We start from the raw sequence: 16,698 nt of genomic DNA on the forward strand, positions 1-16,698 counted from the left end.
ACATGTAGCGATATCATAAATTCTATTTGAATCCTTTAATTTTTTTACTATTGGAAATAGTTGTGGAAAGACATTGATCATTGATATCACCTCTCTCTTCATGAATTAAGCTGATAACATAGTCAATAGAAATATTCCTATTTCCAAGCTGCATTGCTAGAGCATTCAAATCTTGATAACCTAATTCCTGGGTAACTTTATCAAGTTCTTTCCTATAAGCACGAATATTCTTGCCAAGTTCATTCTTGATTGTATTCCACCCCTTTTCAGTACTTATTCTCTTTAGACGTCTTTGGATGGCATCTTTAGCTGTTTTTGTTTTAACATAATCAATCCATTTAGGATCAGGATTAGGTTTCGTACCTTTTACGATCCATACTATGTCTCCATACTTTAATGGTTTATCAAGAGGATATTCAACATCATTTACTATTGCCTTAAAACATCGATCACCAAGATGAGTATGAATCTTGTATGCAAAATCAATTGCTGTTGATCCTTTTGGTAACTTAACAACAGTATTATTCTTTGTGAATGTGAAAATTGTTTGGGGTTGACTAAAAGCTTTTAGTTTGTGTTCAGAAAATAAAGCAAGAAATGAATTTAAAGTAAGTATATGAGTATTAAAATCATGAAGTTGAATACTATTATATTCAAGAATATATCTGTAACGGCTTGCATCCTGAACAATCAGGCTATCAGCATTAATCTCATTGCAATAGACTAGTGAAGTCAATTCATATAACTCTGTATCATCAGGATAAAGCTCTAAGTTATTAGCTTGCTCTAAAATAGTAAGCCAGTCTGTTGCTATTTCTGTGTTTCCAAGAAGAACTACTTTTTGAAGAAGCTGTCGTGCTTTTTCGCTGCCAAGATTTTCAGTTATAACTAAGTGTACATATTGAACTAGATCTTGAGGCAAGTATAAAGTTACTTCTCCAGAATCAATAAGTGTTTGAAGTATTTCAATATTTTTGATGCGGTTTTCAAGATTTACATCACTACTATCCCAACCAGGCTTAAGAGCTAAGTCAAGAAGGGTATTAGCACATACTAAAATTCGACACATCTAAAACTATCCTCATATTGCAGCTCAAGATTCAGGAAGAGAATTTCTTCTTTGTTCTCTTTCTTGCAGAATCTTTCAGGTCAATTTTTGGTGGTGCAGGAAGAACAAGTAGCTCCCCAGAACCTATCATTCTAAATAAACCTGCTAGCCAGGGTTTACCCCCATAAATACATCCATACTGTTCTGCTATCTTTTCAAGAGACTTCCGATCTTCTTCAGAAAGACGCATACAGACAGTTTCATTATCAAGCTTTGGGCGTTTGCCTCTTCCTTTAGAAAGACCACTTGTATTTGGGTTTGGATTTGCCATTTTTTGGAGTATTTTACCAAGAAGGAATAATAGGTGAGGTTAAGTCTACTTAGCAATATTGCTAGCAAGCCAGATTCAGACAAATAGTTAGAGTTCTCGCCTTAGAGTTATGCCAAGCTTGAATCTAGAGAGGATAAATTCCCGCTGCTTGCAGCAAAAAAATTAGTTCACAATCCAAACCGTAGTTTTGGGAGTGACACATCTTCTATGCTCCTTCCGCTTAAAGCGGGGTAGTTGATTTATGAGCTTTTGGGCTTGGTACTTAGTCTATGACAACTTAAAAGTACAATCTTTTGGTTAAAAAATATCCAAAAGATAACATATCTTAAGTATTGCACATATTTATCTGTAATTGGTTTAGGATAATTATATCCAAGAGATAACATATGTTTTTCAATGACTTTATATCTGAGTTTCTCTCATGTCTAGTTCATCCAATAGCAACGATCAAACAAATACTTCCTCTACTGAGGGGGTTAGTTTTAAGGGAAGCTTCAGAATTTCTGAACGCGTCATCATAGGAGTTTTTAGTTTTTGTCTTTCAGTACTCACATTTTTTGGAGGTCACATGTACGCAAACATTGACACTCAACCCGTTGACATGATTAATGATAATAAGAATCAATGTATTGAACCCTAAGTTTTTCTAGCTACTCCCATTAAGTTGTGGTGGTCCAGTTGACTAATGTTTTGCGCACAGTGAACAGGACCTTCACATTTTTGACATTCTGTTTATATAACAGCGATTCCAGACTGCTAGCAACTCCTCCCAAACCTGCAAAGAGTGACAAAACTAGGATTACACTCCTGCTCACACTTCCACCACCTGAATCCCTGTCGGGGGAGCTGCGGGTCTCGTGAACTGCCAAAGGCAAACCCCAGAGACTCCTATGGTAAATCCGAGGGTTAAGCCGAGGATGATTGAATTTTTGGGTCATCGTTTCGTACTTGCGATGGTCTACGACCAACTGGAGATACTTTGCAGAAAAGTGCCTTCGCTCCACATAGGTCTCTAACCCATGCTTTGAAGAATCCTTGCAATAGAATGAGCATCGGTCAGGAATACCCCATTTACCGGGGTATTCAGAATTGATGGATCAACTTGGTGCCCAACAAAGCAAAGGACTGGGTTGACCCAATCAGCCATGCTATTTTCTTGGAGTTGTGATGCTTGTCCCCTCACTGCTTTGAGAATGTTTTTACCTTGAGAGAAAGGGTAAATTTTCTTGCCGTATCGCTTGGATAGTTCATTCCCTTGAAGAACAACGGTGCCTCCGCCAGATTTGGTGTCAATGCAGAAGTATATCCCAGACGGTGAAATTGCAAGATGATCAACATTCCCCCAGTATCGGATGGGAATATCATGCTCGATTGTCCATGCGTAGGCTCTAAGCTGATTGAGCGTTTCACCCACTATCTCCTCGGCTTTAGCTCCTTGTGCTGCTTGATTGGCTCTTTTCCAGTAGCGATTACCAACAAATATGCTTGTCCCGCCAATGGTAATTGAGAGCATCAAGGCATATAAGTCAGACTTTAGCCGTGATCGAAGGATTGAATTTCCTTGGACAACCATAAAAAGAGCTAACCCAAAAGACAAGAAAGCTTTGAGCCTTCTTTTTCGGGCCATACCTCTAGTGGATTTTCCTGGCTTGGTCATTAAAAAATTTCATCGAGGGAGGAATTAGCTATTGGTATCCCGACTCATTAAGTAGTCGAGAATTCGGTCTTGTTTTTCTTGTCCCGCAGCTAATGAACTGAGGATTTCTTCTTGTCTATTTTGGCTACCTTTGATGGCGTTTACAGCTTCAGCAATAATTTCTTGTGTTTGGGCTAGCTGGCCTTGTGTTTTAGGCCCGATATTCAGGCGGTCGCAATACTTCTTTATGAATCGTCTGCCAGACTATTTACCAAACTGTAGGGTGGACTATTTAATCTAGGCACATTACAAGCGAGAATTTATTCTGCTCTGTAATCAGGCAGAATCCCCTTCAAGGGATTTTGGGCTAATCGTTCTTTTCGACGACCGAGTGTCAAAATCAAGGTGCAGGTGCTAACTATGATTAGCCAAACCAGCCCACTAGTTAGCCATGAAAGGCCGGCAACTCTGTGCAGAAATAAGGTTGAGAACCAAACAACAACTGGCGATCCAAAAAAGAAGGGAGCAGAGAAGATTGCTAAATATCGACTAAATCCTGGTTTGGTTGTCTGCCTAACCCAAAAACCAATGCCAGCGCCAGCGAAAGCGACAGCGCCAGCGACAGCGCCAGCGCCAGCGAAAGCGAAAGCGAAAGCGAAAGCGAAAGCAGCGGAAGCGAAAGTGCCAGCGACAGCGAAAGCGGAAATGACAGCGGAAATGACAGCGACAGCGAAAGCGAAAGCGGAAATGACAGTGCGAGCGCGAGCGAAAGTGCTAGCGCCAACAAACGCGACACCGACACCGAAAGCGAAAGCGAAAGCGACACCGGAAGCGACACCGGAAGCGACACCGGAAGCGACACCGGAAGCGAAAGCGAAAGCAACAGCAAATCTGATATTTTTGGGGTTATCTATGACGTCAAATATTGCTTGGGTTCCACTCCACACAATCTGATTGCGTAATAAGCGTCCATATTCTCGGCAAAATGAGATGGGTCCCCATAGGCCCAGACTTATAAATAAATCAGGTTCAAAAGGCTCTTCTGTACCTCTCCAAAGGACTAGCCAAACAACAAATACAATGAAAAAGGTATATGAAGCCGAGATCCCACTCATCAAAGTTTCTGGCGAATGAAGGAAATTTTCAAAGGCTCCGAATAAAGCGACTATGGACAGCAAAAATACGATAGGCGCTACCAATCGGTAGTGCCAACCAGTTCTAAGATCGTAGGTCACTGCTGTGTAGAGATTCTGCCAGTCACTTTGCGTGGGGGGACGATTGACACTCAAACGGTACAGCACATCAAGCTGAATTCTAAATGGGAGTGTCCTTAGCAACACATCCCATTTAGGGCGTTGAGGTTGCTTGTTAAAAGCATGTTCGATCAGTGTAGGAATGTTTTTTTCTAACTGCGACCCTTGCTCAGGGTTCTCTAGCAATGCCTGAGCTATATCTATCCAATCATTGGAAGGCTTATTGAAAGTCTCCTTAGACAAGACACAAATAGGCAAGACGATTCGTGGATCTAGCTGTGGTAAAACAACACCATTAAATTCTTTTTTTGCGATCCCTTGGCTTAGCCGATATGTAATTTGTTCAGCTATTACACGAATAGAACGATTTTTTGATGTATCAAACGGATCCCAAATCCCCTGCCAAGTAGAACTATGGCTCTGTAATTCTTCTTCAGAAAACTGTGCTAAATCTTCTTCTATATCCGTTCTTTGTAGTAGAGATGCCAACTCTACTGCGGCATATATCGCTATATCGTCACGACTATCCCAGAGTAAGGGCACTAAATTTTTACTCGCTAGGGGTGTACCTATTTTTCCTAGATGTTGAATTGCAGTGCAATCTCCATCTTGCCCAATAATTTTTCTGAGCTTTGGAACGGCTAAGTCACCCATACGAACTAGATGGGGTCGTATGACCGAATTTTGATTGTAATAATTAGCTAATTCCTGTGCTGCTTCTGGGATATTTGTTGCTGCCAATCCTTGCGCAGCATAAGTTGTAGCCTTGCTTCCCACAGACAGAGTTTGTGCTAGAAAATCGAAAACATCTTGACCTCTAGGACGCTGATCGGCCGCGACGGCGCCAAAAGCCTTGACAGCACTATCTGCACTGATGGTATCTAGATCAATATCCATTGATGTAAAGTGCGCAACTCGTAACCAGTCCTTAAAGTGATCAATAATTTCTGTTGCTAGATCGGGCTCGATCTTTTGAGCATCCGCTAAACAGCTAAAGGCCGTTACCCTATCTTTTTGGTAAACAGATCGAATCAGCCTAGTACTATCTCCGGCCAGTCCGCACCAGAGTTTAACGGTTTCTCGCCAAACATCCGGATCTTGAGCAAATCGCTCAATCAAGCCCTCTATATCATCGATTAATTGGGTAGCAGCAAAAAACTCCTGCAAGGTGAGATGGGTAAATTGATAGCCTTCCCCACCATCTATAGGCATCAACAACCCACTACGTTCACAAATCTCTGCCAAAAGCGGATCTAAATCATCCTCTGTAGTCAAATTAAGATCTGGCAAAATAGATGCGACTTGTCCATTCACTTCACGCCAAGTCAAATGACGGCGATCTTGCTGTTTCCGCTTCGTTTGGTCTTGGCCATATAAAGCCAAATGTCGCAGAACCAATTTTTTATCTCGCCCTTTGTATTGATTAGGGGTTTGGCGGGCCTCGTCCCATGTCTCCAGTAAAATATCCGTGGCCTTTTGGTAGAACTCAGCTCGGGAGTGGGGCAGTACAAAAGGCGTATCAGTATATAAATAGGCGATGATGGCCAGCATCAATGGATTACGAGCCAACTCCATAATTCGGGGTCGATCCTGCAAAGCTTTGAGTAACTGCTCCACAGACTTTTCAGCACTCATGCTTTGTTTCCAAGGGCGCAGAAATTTCCGAATTTGTTGGTCGTTAAAGTCCACCACCTCCACGGTCTGATCCGCCTGGGCATCAAACTCTCGCTTGTAAACCTGTGTACGACAGGTAATCGCTACCCGGCACTGATCGTATTTGTCGATAAAGTCTTGCAGACGGCGCACGACGTAGGGGCGATCTTTACTATTAACTTCATCCAGACCATCAAACAGCAGCATAATCATGCCCTGCTTCAGACCTTGCTCAACAAAGTTAGTCCCATTAGGAAAGTCATCTCGTTCTAGCGCTTTGACGAGCTGTTGCTCAATCGTAAGTGTGGTATCACTTAACCGATTCAGCTCTAAGACAATGGCAACAGGCTGCTGGGGAATATCCCATTTTCCGCTTGCATAGTTTAGGGCCAAAGATTTCAGCAACATCGTTTTACCAGATCCGGGCTGCCCTACAATCATCAATCGCTTAAAGTTTTGGACAGCTTGATTTGCTTCCAGTGGCTCTCCTTGCTCCAGAAGTTGCAAGGGTACATAGACTTCCGCCATCTTTAAAGGGCGGTTGGGTCTAAACGAGATCTTTAGTTCTTGATACTTTTTGATTAAAGATGCGCGATATCTTCGTAAGGCAAAGTTTCTAAATAGTTTGGCACCAGAAAATCGCTTGTAGATGTTGTCTACAATGCCTTGGATTAGTTGCTCTGCTTTCTTTTTAAAGACGCCGCCAAAGAGACCAAGAATCCCTATAAAAATTCCAAATGGACCTATCCAAGACAAAAACTCCTTCCAGGGGTTAGGCCGATAAAGGATAGCAATCTTTGTTTTGTAAACTTTCCGAATTTCAGGAATAGTTAGACCAGCTTTATTTGCCTCGTCTTCATGCTCTTCTACTGCATGATCGACATTGATTGTCTTCGCTTGATGGTCAAGTGTAGCGGTTGCCTCAATTTTTTCAATAACTTTGAGTCGTTCTGGGGAATTTTGCTGAGTCAGACTAGGACTTGCTGACAGTAAAGTTACCAACAACATGGTTGCAAAAGCCAAACTCAGGCGCTGATATGGTCTCAGTCTGGATAAGCTTAACCACTTTATTTTGTTCATTCGGTCAATTCAGCAAAACTACGATCTTTCAGCTGGATAGAAAAGCCGTTGGCAATAGGAGCTATTTTCCCAATTATCTATCAAGCTCGTACCTTGCTTTTATGCAATATTCAATGATTTTACGGTTTTTCTAACATTTAGTTCTTGTCTGAATTGCGTCTGCCATACAGTTCGGTGAATTATCAGACATAATAAGGGGGCAGGCCGAAGTACGTATAAAAAGGTGCAAGATGGCTCCAGGATTCATATATGGCAATGCTTTGATCTATTCTCAATAACAGCTCAAAGGTGAATGCCTGTCTATATGGACAGTGCCTAAATCATATATTTGGATAGGCTTTCAACGATTCTAATGGTCGCCAATACTCCTTATTTTCATAATACAAAAATAGTCTCTGATGCTATCGCTATCTTGCTCAGCTTAGATCTCATAATTGTCTGGGTTCCATCTATGATCAAATCACTCTAACCTACTCAAAAACAGACTTTCACACTTGCAAATGGTCTTCATACCAATACAAGGTAAACAGCTCTCCAATATAAAATGCTGTAATTGCCTTTAACCGGGAAACTTTGTAAATACGTTGCTAGCCTCTTTATTGAGAAAGCCTGAATATATTCCTATGCATAGCTTCTGGCATCATCTTGCATCTTTTTACATGTACCTCGGCTTGACCCTAGTCAAGTCAATTTGAGTCACTAATAGTTATCGTTGTTCCTCGTCCTTGGAAACTAACGGTTGCAGAGATTTGATATCTGTAATCCAGCGATACAGAGCACTTTTGGCAAGATCCTTACTGGTACTCACGACCGTCTGAATAGTCTCTTCGCCGCTGGTGTGCAAGACGAGGAAGGAAAACTCGCGAAGCTTAGTCATCCCCACCTCGTTTAAGCACCCATAGTTCAACGGCCTCACCGATCAGGTCAAGGACCATTGGAGACGCTTCAATGTTGTTTCGGGGGTCGAGATCATCACCCTCCTCAATGACTTCTGAGGGGATGTACCCTATTTCAGCTTCAATCATTTCGTCAGATAGAAAGCTTGGTGATAGATAGTACAAATGCTCTAGCTTTTCTCTTTGTACCTCGAACTCGGACATTTTTCTATACCCTTTTCTATTTCTCGACAGAGGAGGTGGCTAGAATGGCTCTACCCAAAGACCTGATTTTTAAGGATAGGGTTTCCAACGCCTAAGCTTTTTGACATAGAGCATTATGTGAGAGGCTGTTTGAAAAGGTAAGTCAGTAGTCTACAACCCTAGATCTCTTGTTGACAGACACAGCCTGAAATACATGTTTCTCGAAAAGATAGGTCTTTTCAAACAGCCTCTGAGGAAAGCTTCAAATCAAGTTTAGGCAATGCTTATCAAGCCTTCGAGGATGGCTGTAACTGTTATTGGGATTTCAAGCATGATACTTATCTAAAAACTCACAAATTCACACTATCTCCAAAAACTTTAACAATGGAGGATCTCTAAATGAAGTTAGGGAGAAGAGTAAAAGCTTGTTTTTGGAACCTTGTCATTACAGAACTATACTGCCTGGTAGAATCTTTGTTGATCTTTTTACAGGTATATCAATACTCTATTCTTGGACTATAGTTAATTTGATAATCCAGCTTATGTTTAGCTTTTTTATACATACTGCTAAGGCTATTAGAATCTTATCTCCAAACCCTAAAGAACTCTTATGGCCTACTTTATTAGGCCTATTTATTGGATTATCTGGGGAACTAGCTAGTAGCATCCCCAAACCCTTTAATAGTCTATTTGAAAAAGCATTCCAAGAAAACTCTGCAACTTTTTTCTTGCATATTTTTCTGCTATATGTGCCTGATATCAATCAACCTTTATTGGATAAACTGTTATTTTAAAGACCGAAACAAAAAAAATAATAATATCTAATAACATAGAACAACCACCAAAATGGTTAATAAGTATGACTGCACAATATTTTAGCTATTCTGCAGTCAATATAGGCATTAATCTTCCAAGGCTATTTACTTCAATCTGGAAAGGAGGATTAGATAGTTATTGGGCTACTTTAATTCTTCTTTTCGGGCCTTGGCTTCAGATTTATATGATATATGGATTTGGCTTTAGGTTGGTTCATAAACCTCAAATAAAAAGTTTTATTTCTAAGGGTATTTTAGAGCATGGTAGGGTAAGCTCTTGTAGTTTTTTTTGGGGCTGCGATGTTAAACTTGCTTCTTAATTGTTTTATTCTATATTATTATGCATCAATAATAAGTAGGTGAAGCGTGAAAGGTGCATATATTTCAAAGACCCATATGGCAACTAACAGTGATTGAAAATATTCTAAGCGTCAACCACTGCTAAATAATAAACGTTTCGATTGCAAGAATAGGGCGTAAGCAAAGAGTCGGGGATGTATAGATCGAAGAAAAAACGGGTCAAGGACAATAGAGCCTGTACCCGAATCAAAAATCTATCATGACCCTAACATCACAATTGCCAGCCGTACTAGCCCATAACGAATTTCTAGAACAGACCGAAGCACTCGAAGTAGCAACCAGTCTGAGTCAGATGGTCCATATTGTTCTTCAAATGGGCCAAACAGGCCCATTTGAAGGGTTGCTGCCACCAGCTGCAATCAAGTACTTTGAGGGGGCTGAAACGACGCAAACACGTTAAAGTAAAAACAAATTTATTGCATAAACCCAAAAAAAGCGAAGAATTATTAAGCTCTGAAAGCTATTCATTGTGGTGTTTATAGGCTTCGTTGCATCCCATGTCAGCGACCCTTTAATTACCCCAAGTGGGATGATGAAATCGTCAGTCTCTTCTTCCTAGGTTATTGATATCAGGTTTAACAGACAATATTTTTTGATCAGCTAGATAAAAACCCGAAACCAGTTGATTCTTATTTTATAAATTCCTTAAAATATTGCTGATTGTAACGAATTGCATAAGTCAATAAGGTTTGTCAGATATAGAACTGTATGTTTATGTAGACACTGAATAAAATTAGTTTTACTTATAAAGTTTTAGATTTTAGTTATCAAATATGCTAAAAAAAATTTAATACCAGTTGATAGGCTGTAAAAATAAGCTTTGCTTCAAATATTAGGGGGAGATTTAATGGCAAAGAAATTAGCTGTTGTTATCAGTGGTGCAGTTTCACTGGGTAGTTATGAAGCAGGAGTTATATATGAGGTATTAGAAGCAATTGCTTTTAATAATGAGAATAATCAGAGAAAAAAATGATATAGAAATAGATATTATCACTGGAGCATCAGCAGGTGGTATGACCGCTTGTCTCCTTGCTCAAAATCTGCTTTATAATGGCGATTCTCTTACAAAAGCATATGAGAACCCTCTTTATGATGCATGGGTTAAGGAAGTAGATATTGTTAAGTTACTAGATTTTAGTTTTAATGAGGATGACCAGAAAAAATCTCTGCTAAACATTAAGGTTGTTGAGGATATAGCTGAGAAACACCTTCTTAGTAAAATAGATCTAGAGCAAAAAAGTGATAAAAATCAAGGGAAATTACCCAAGCATCCTGCTGTAAACTCTGAAATTCAAGTTGGTATAACTATGTCTAATCTAAGCGGATTTAGTTACAACATAAAAACTCAAAATCAACAAGATTTTGGATATACTCGTTATAAAGATCAGTTCATCTGCAGCGTTAAAAAAATTGGAGATGGGGCTGGATCAGAATTAAGAGAAAAACAGCTTGGTAAAGATGATTCATCGAGTGATAGTCAGCCAACAACATGGTCTGATATAAGAAATGCTGGAATATCATCAGGAGCATTTCCATTAGCTTTTCCTTTAAGAGATATCAGTAGAAAGGGACTTGGAAAATTTAAACAAAGAGATTCTGATATCAGGCGAGCTGATTTTCCTAATTCTATCTATCAAGGTAGATTTCTTTACACAGATGGTGGAGTATTTGAAAATGAGCCTGTCGGAATGGCTAAGGCACTAGCTAGTGGAACAGCTGTAGATGATATCTCAAGATATTACCTTCTTATAAAACCTGGCCCTCGTGAAACTGCAGAAGATCCTTTTTTAGAAAAAATACCAAAATATATTTGCTAATTCAGTTGCATTATTTAATGCAATTCTGCAGCAAGCCCAGTTCCAAGATTTCATTATGGAAGATATAAAATCTCCTCTTTTAACTATTACCTCTAAAGATAATAAACTTATAGGTGACGTATTTTCAGCATTTTCTGGATTTCTAGATGAAAGATTTAGGGAATTTGATTATGATATGGGCAGATTAGAAGCACGAAAGCAATTGCTTCTATTTAATGAACAAGACAAATTGAGGGAACTTAATGAATCTACAAAAAAAGTATTTGAAGATTTACTTGAAGGGTCATATATAGAGGTAATAGAAACACCAGTTATAAAATTGCTTGAAGGAAACCTTGAAGAATTGCTTGAAGGAATACCTAAAAAAGAACTTATTAAAAAATTTAAAGAAAAAACCCATCAAATTTCGAGACAAAAAAAGATATGAAATTATTGGCAGAAGACATTTTTAACCATGAGACTGGAGAAAGGAAACAACTCAAAGAATTTCATCGCTTAATGAACAAAATCGATATTAAAAAAAAGAGAAATTATTTGCAAGCATATAAGAACGCGTCTCGCATTCTTAGTCAATTTTGTTGATAAAGAATTTCTTGATTCTTTTGTTATTAAACTACCAGGTTTGCCAGTAACAAAATTAGTATTAGAAAAGCTAGTTCTTAATCCCTGGCTAAAAAAGAAATGTATTAAATCCTCCATTAGATTAGTAATAAGTTAAAACTCTCCATGCATATAGTATAGGGAGTAACCTAAACCCCTCAGTAATATTGAGAAAGCGGAAATTGACGAAATGTGGTCTTTCTTATCAATGGGACGAAATGGTTGCTAAGGTGTTCAGATTACTAAACGGTGTGCAAGAATTCTAGTGTCCCACTACTGACCATATCTGGGACACTAGAATTCTGTATCTATTGATCTATATAGCTTTCAGGCTTTCTAATAGCAACTGAAAAAATTTAGCCGGTAGACAAAGAATTAAGCCGTGAAAGCTAGCGATAATAAGCTTTTCAAGAATTCTTGTTTTTTTGGCGTCATTGCTCTAAGAATAATAAGTACTGAATATATCCTATTGTCCGATCTTTACCTCTAAATGGAACAGTGTAAATCTCTAATTCTTTCTCCATAAAGTTTTCAAGATAGCAGCTCATAATTGCCTAAACATCCTAAATGGGACAGTATGATCCCTACCGGCTAAATTTTTCAGTTGCTATTGGAAAGCCTAAATATAGTGATTTTCGATGATCGTAAAAATATCGATTTTAATCTGAATTAAAATAAATTATTTCTTGTCAGAATACCTTAAGAAAACTTTTGCACTAATAAAATTAATATGTGAATAATTAGCTTATTGAATGTAAATGAGCATGTCTAGAGATGGATGTAAGGAGTGAATCTATGATCTCAAAGCTTAAGTATTTAAGATGTTTGTTTTTAACCAGCCTGATTGCTATATCCCTTTTAGTAGTGGCTTTGTTCCCATCAACACTAGTCATTAGGTCTATCTCTCCATTTGTTTGTCCGGGCGCAGTGTATCAAGTCAAAACAGACAAACAAATGATTGCCCTCACGATTGATGATGGTCCCCAGACAGGATTAACAGATAACAAGACACAACAAATTTTAGATGTCTTGAGCGAACATAATGCACATGCAACATTCTTTTTGATTAGCGATAAGGTCCAACAGCGTGAAGCAAACCTACTCAAGCCAGATCCATTGATTCAGCAAATGGTAAATGAAAAGCATGAACTAGGTAATCACATGACACGTGATGAACCTAGCATTAAACTGGGTGACCGTTTTGAATCAGATCTACTAAATGCGAAATCTGTCCTAGATCGATATGCTCTTCAGCAATGGATGCGACCAGGGGGAGGTTTTTGTACGGCAAGAATGTCAGATCTAGCCCAAAAGCATCTGTACAAAATAGCTCTAGGCTCTATATTCCCTTACGACACATTGATTAACTCCCCAAAATTTTCTAATTGGTTTATAACTGCTAATCTCCGTCCAGGAGGAGTGATTGTTCTACATGACGACGGCATAAACGGCCGAAGAGGAGAACGAACTTATCAAGCACTCAAAATACTTCTAGAAAATCCAAGAATTAAAGATTATGAGATTGTAACATTATCGACTTTACTTGCAGCAGGAGAGCCTATTCCTAGCCAAATACCAATCGTTCAACCAATTTTGAACTTAATTCACGAATCAATCGTTTTAGATTTCTCGGTTCGTGTTGCTGGCTTAGGAATATTTTGGATAGTTCTGTTGGCTCTGATGTTAGCCTATGGATTTAAAACTAAATTTATTGACTGGGAACTATCTGATAAACTCATAGATTTCCATCAGCAACTAAGCTATAGACCATTCATCTATGAAGTCTCGCGAATCTTCTTTGTACCTGCACTTCTTGAAGAAATATTCATTCGTGGAGTTGTCCTCAACCACTTTCTAGATAAGACAAGTGGAACAATTCAACGTTTATTATTGAGTTTTGTTATCGGAGTTGTTATTTTTTGCTGCTTACCATCGTTTCCAGGGGCAGCGCAAGAAAAATGAAGCTGTAATATGCTATGGAACTCCATTCTGTTAAAAGGGTTTCCCCATGGCTACAGGATTCAGCAAGCCGCCTTCCTCACCAGCTTCCACTGACTCATCCTCGTCACTCCTGCCTGCCAGTGATTGCGATCAGGCTTATCAACAGTTGTCCGAGTGTTTTGAAGATTTGCCTGATCCACGGGGAGGCCAAGGTGTCCAGCATCCGTTTGTCAGCATCGTCGTGATTGGACTATTGGCAAGTTTAGGTGGCGCACAAGGGTGGGAAGACATTGAAACCTATGGTCTAAGCCATCAAGATTGGTTGTCGAGTTTTCTGAGCCTACCGTCTGGGATGCCGACAGCAGACACCTATCGACGAGTGTTTGAGCGTATTTGCCCCTCCGCTTTTGAGCGGAGTTTCAATCACTGGTTGGATCAGGTAGTGACAACCCTCGGCGCTCAAGTGATACCGATTGACGGCAAACAACTCAGAGGTTCCTATGATCGCAATCAAGACCAATCCGCATTGCATCTGGTCAGTGCTTGGGCCAGTGAGTATCGGTTATTTCTAGGACAGGTCAAAGTTGCAGACAAGAGTAACGAAATTACCGCTATTCCAGCACTGCTAGAGCTATTAGACATTGCCGGGTGCATTATTACCATTGATGCAATGGGAACTCAGCACGAGATTGCCCGCCACATTCAAGCTAAAGAGGCTGACTATGTGCTGGCCCTCAAGGAGAATCATCCCACGCTGTTTGAGCAGGTTGAGCAATGGTTTGAAACGGCTGAAGCGAATGAGTTTAAGTGCATTGAGCACAGCTATGATGCGCGGGTGGAAGCAGGGCACCATCGTCGCGAGAAACGACAAGTTTGGGCCGTGTCCCTTCAACAGATGGGTCCTCTGTACAAGCAGGCGCAGTGGAAGGGCTTGCAAACCATCGTCAAGGTCGCTCGAACCCGTCACTTGTGGAACAAAACCACCTATGAGGTGATGTTTTATATCAGTTCTCTACCGCCAAATGCTCAGCAGTTGGGCAAAGCCATCCGCCAGCATTGGTCGATTGAGAACCAACTCCACTGGGTCTTAGACGTGACCTTTGGCGAAGATGCTAGCCGCATTCGCACAGGACATGCGCCGGAAAACATGGCCATCCTGAGACGCTGGAGCATCAACCTTCTCAATCAAGAAACGTCCTTTAAGAAAAGTACCCGTCAAAAACTAAAACGGGCGAGCATGGATGAAGCGTATATGCTCAAAGTTCTAGGCGCTTCTCTTCCTTTACAGTCTAGCCTTTCAGAGGCTTGATTTTCTTGCGCTTACCCTGCCATCGTTTCCCTTTTGGTCCTTTAATTGATTGTATTAGGAAGAAAAGGTCGAAAGATACACCTTCTTTCTATGCAGAAACTTTTAGAGATTGCCGTTTTTTATTTCTTGTTTGTATTTTAGGATTTGGGTGTAGTCTTACCTATTTATGGACAGACTCTATATGGTTCTGTGTTCTTTTTCACTGGATTGTAGTTTTCTTCTGGATTATATTTTTAGGTGGAGATAGAACCCTGAATGCTACTGGGCCTAGAGGATTAAAATCAAAACACTAGATTACTTCACAGGAAGAAGGGTAAGGATTCAAACGAGTTGAACTGCACTGTGAGCCCCTGCACCAGGACATCAAGAACTGTTGTGAGCATCGCTGTGATGATTGGCGCAAAGCAGATGATCTATAGGAATTTTGGGCTGTCCGGTTTTGAACCTAACTAGTTTGATCGGGTACATACCGATGGAAGCGTAATATATTTACAATAAGAATTTACCTTCAACTTATATATCTACCATCCAAAACCAACGCAATAAAAAATCGTTCATCGATTTAGCCTTTAAAATCACTGATTTTAGAAACCATCAGTGTTTCGTGAGATTTATTGTAAATATATTACGCTTCCAAGCTGAGTTAGCCTATCCATCTATAAATCCACCCTTTCGTCTTTGGAGTCGTCAGTTACCAAGGGCATTAGATATTGAGACAGATCGCCCATATGCTGGAATGGTATGGCATAAAGGCAGTCAAAACTTTATTATCTGCTGTTTTTCTGGAATTGATAAACCTACAGAAGAGGTATCGTTTCGTAAGAATGCAACTGATGCAGTTTTGCGATTGGATCAACGGAATGGAAAATGGTTTGAGGTTGAACGACATAATGCTGAAGTCGTTGATGAAACTTTGAGAAAATCGCTAACAACGAGCATTCCAAATATCCATTTTCCAAGTGCAGAGAACCTTCCACGTGGGTGGTTAAATGGTCCTGATGGCCTACTCGTATATGGTGATGAACTTTATGTTGTAGGAAAAGACAATCACAGCTTAATTCGATACGATCTGAGCATGATCTTGGATGATCCTCTTTTAGAAAACCTTCAAAGTTCTCTAGTACGAAAGGATTCTAAAGAAGTATTAATTTCTGGGAATAATTTGCCACTATTCGATGGTCCAAGTTCCTTGGCTACTGATGGAGAAAGACTTTATATAGGAATGCGCACGACTAATGTTGTCCTTGCTTTCCCTTTAAATGGCCCATTTGATGAAGCAGTAATAGTGGCTGAACTGCCCGAAGGGAGTGAGATAATTGATATCGCTCTTTCACCATCAAATAAGCTCTTCATCTCAACAAAGCTTGGTAAGATTTGGAATACTGGTATCCCAAATCTAAACGAGCCTTTTAGAGCAAATTTCCTCAATAGTTTTGCAGATCTTCCGGGTCTCCCTGATATAAATAATTTTAACGGCACTACTGAGCTACCTGCTAATGGTAGCAACATTGTTTTTGACACTGAGGGGACATTGTATGCATGTTGCAATTTTAAAGATGGTGGAGTTTACCGTTTTGTTAGAGCTGACGATAATTTATCCCTTGCATGACTGCTTCAAATAAAGGTTGTCAGTGAGCTTACAGTCTCCACTTCATTGGTAACTAAGCTTATGAACTTTTTCAGGATTTTCTCTTTGTCACAACTCAAAAGCCCACCATCAAATCCTCTGAGCATAAATGTCTCCCGTCTGCTCCAAATGAAAATCTCCGAGCATTC

General features: G+C 39.8%; 14 protein-coding genes. 8 read left to right on the forward strand and 6 right to left on the reverse strand.

All coding sequences use genetic code 11. The features are described 5' to 3' along the window. Positions 1 to 22: 22 nt before the first annotated feature. The 6 genes from HRE53_RS31705 to HRE53_RS31730 all read right to left on the reverse strand — a co-directional run bounded on the left by HRE53_RS31705 (position 23) and on the right by HRE53_RS31730 (position 8,101). Entirely contained in the window at positions 23 to 1,069 is a 1,047-nt protein-coding gene (locus HRE53_RS31705; protein WP_235112589.1) for a TGS domain-containing protein, read from the reverse strand. A gap of 31 nt (positions 1,070 to 1,100) precedes the next feature. Further along, on the reverse strand, positions 1,101 to 1,379 hold the full coding sequence (locus HRE53_RS31710) for a hypothetical protein (protein ID WP_235112593.1): 279 nt from the start codon (positions 1,377 to 1,379) through the stop codon (positions 1,101 to 1,103). 1,012 nt (positions 1,380 to 2,391) lie between these two features. After that, positions 2,392 to 3,006 (reverse strand): nuclease-related domain-containing protein, encoded by a 615-nt coding sequence (locus tag HRE53_RS31715; RefSeq protein WP_235112594.1) that lies wholly within the window; start codon positions 3,004 to 3,006, stop codon positions 2,392 to 2,394. A 329-nt stretch (positions 3,007 to 3,335) separates the two neighbouring features. Next, positions 3,336 to 6,929, reverse strand: a complete 3,594-nt coding sequence (locus HRE53_RS31720) for an NACHT domain-containing NTPase (protein ID WP_235112596.1) — start codon at positions 6,927 to 6,929, stop codon at positions 3,336 to 3,338. A gap of 778 nt (positions 6,930 to 7,707) precedes the next feature. After that, on the reverse strand, positions 7,708 to 7,878 hold the full coding sequence (locus tag HRE53_RS31725) for a hypothetical protein (protein ID WP_235112597.1): 171 nt from the start codon (positions 7,876 to 7,878) through the stop codon (positions 7,708 to 7,710). Beyond that, entirely contained in the window at positions 7,871 to 8,101 is a 231-nt protein-coding gene (locus tag HRE53_RS31730; protein ID WP_235112598.1) for a hypothetical protein, read from the reverse strand. Before HRE53_RS31730 ends, HRE53_RS31725 begins: the two co-directional genes overlap by 8 nt. A gap of 838 nt (positions 8,102 to 8,939) precedes the next feature. On the opposite strand from HRE53_RS31730, the gene HRE53_RS31735 reads away from it, so the two are divergent. The 8 genes from HRE53_RS31735 to HRE53_RS31765 all read left to right on the forward strand — a co-directional run bounded on the left by HRE53_RS31735 (position 8,940) and on the right by HRE53_RS31765 (position 16,531). Beyond that, entirely contained in the window at positions 8,940 to 9,215 is a 276-nt protein-coding gene (locus tag HRE53_RS31735; protein ID WP_235112599.1) for a hypothetical protein, read from the forward strand. A gap of 239 nt (positions 9,216 to 9,454) precedes the next feature. Then, on the forward strand, positions 9,455 to 9,655 hold the full coding sequence (locus tag HRE53_RS31740; RefSeq protein ID WP_235112601.1) for a hypothetical protein: 201 nt from the start codon (positions 9,455 to 9,457) through the stop codon (positions 9,653 to 9,655). Positions 9,656 to 10,102: 447 nt separating this feature from the next. Further along, positions 10,103 to 10,228: a hypothetical protein gene (locus tag HRE53_RS34740; protein WP_255801655.1), complete on the forward strand. Its 126-nt coding sequence runs from the start codon at positions 10,103 to 10,105 to the stop codon at positions 10,226 to 10,228. Beyond that, the gene (locus HRE53_RS31745; protein ID WP_235112602.1) at positions 10,203 to 11,072 is read left to right on the forward strand and encodes a patatin-like phospholipase family protein; all 870 of its coding nucleotides are present in this window, start codon (positions 10,203 to 10,205) and stop codon (positions 11,070 to 11,072) included. Before HRE53_RS34740 ends, HRE53_RS31745 begins: the two co-directional genes overlap by 26 nt. 55 nt (positions 11,073 to 11,127) lie before the next feature. After that, a complete protein-coding gene (locus tag HRE53_RS31750; RefSeq protein WP_235112604.1) occupies positions 11,128 to 11,499 on the forward strand; it encodes a hypothetical protein in 372 nt (123 codons plus the stop codon). A gap of 968 nt (positions 11,500 to 12,467) precedes the next feature. Next, positions 12,468 to 13,634: a polysaccharide deacetylase family protein gene (locus tag HRE53_RS31755; protein WP_235112606.1), complete on the forward strand. Its 1,167-nt coding sequence runs from the start codon at positions 12,468 to 12,470 to the stop codon at positions 13,632 to 13,634. Between the two features lie 46 nt (positions 13,635 to 13,680). Further along, a complete protein-coding gene (locus HRE53_RS31760; RefSeq protein ID WP_235107866.1) occupies positions 13,681 to 14,922 on the forward strand; it encodes an ISAs1 family transposase in 1,242 nt (413 codons plus the stop codon). 604 nt (positions 14,923 to 15,526) lie between these two features. Further along, the gene (locus HRE53_RS31765) at positions 15,527 to 16,531 is read left to right on the forward strand and encodes a hypothetical protein (protein ID WP_235112609.1); all 1,005 of its coding nucleotides are present in this window, start codon (positions 15,527 to 15,529) and stop codon (positions 16,529 to 16,531) included. Positions 16,532 to 16,698: the final 167 nt, after the last annotated feature.

It is taken from the genome of Acaryochloris sp. 'Moss Beach' (assembly GCF_021497025.1).
In the GTDB taxonomy this organism is placed as follows: domain Bacteria; phylum Cyanobacteriota; class Cyanobacteriia; order Thermosynechococcales; family Thermosynechococcaceae; genus Acaryochloris; species Acaryochloris marina_A.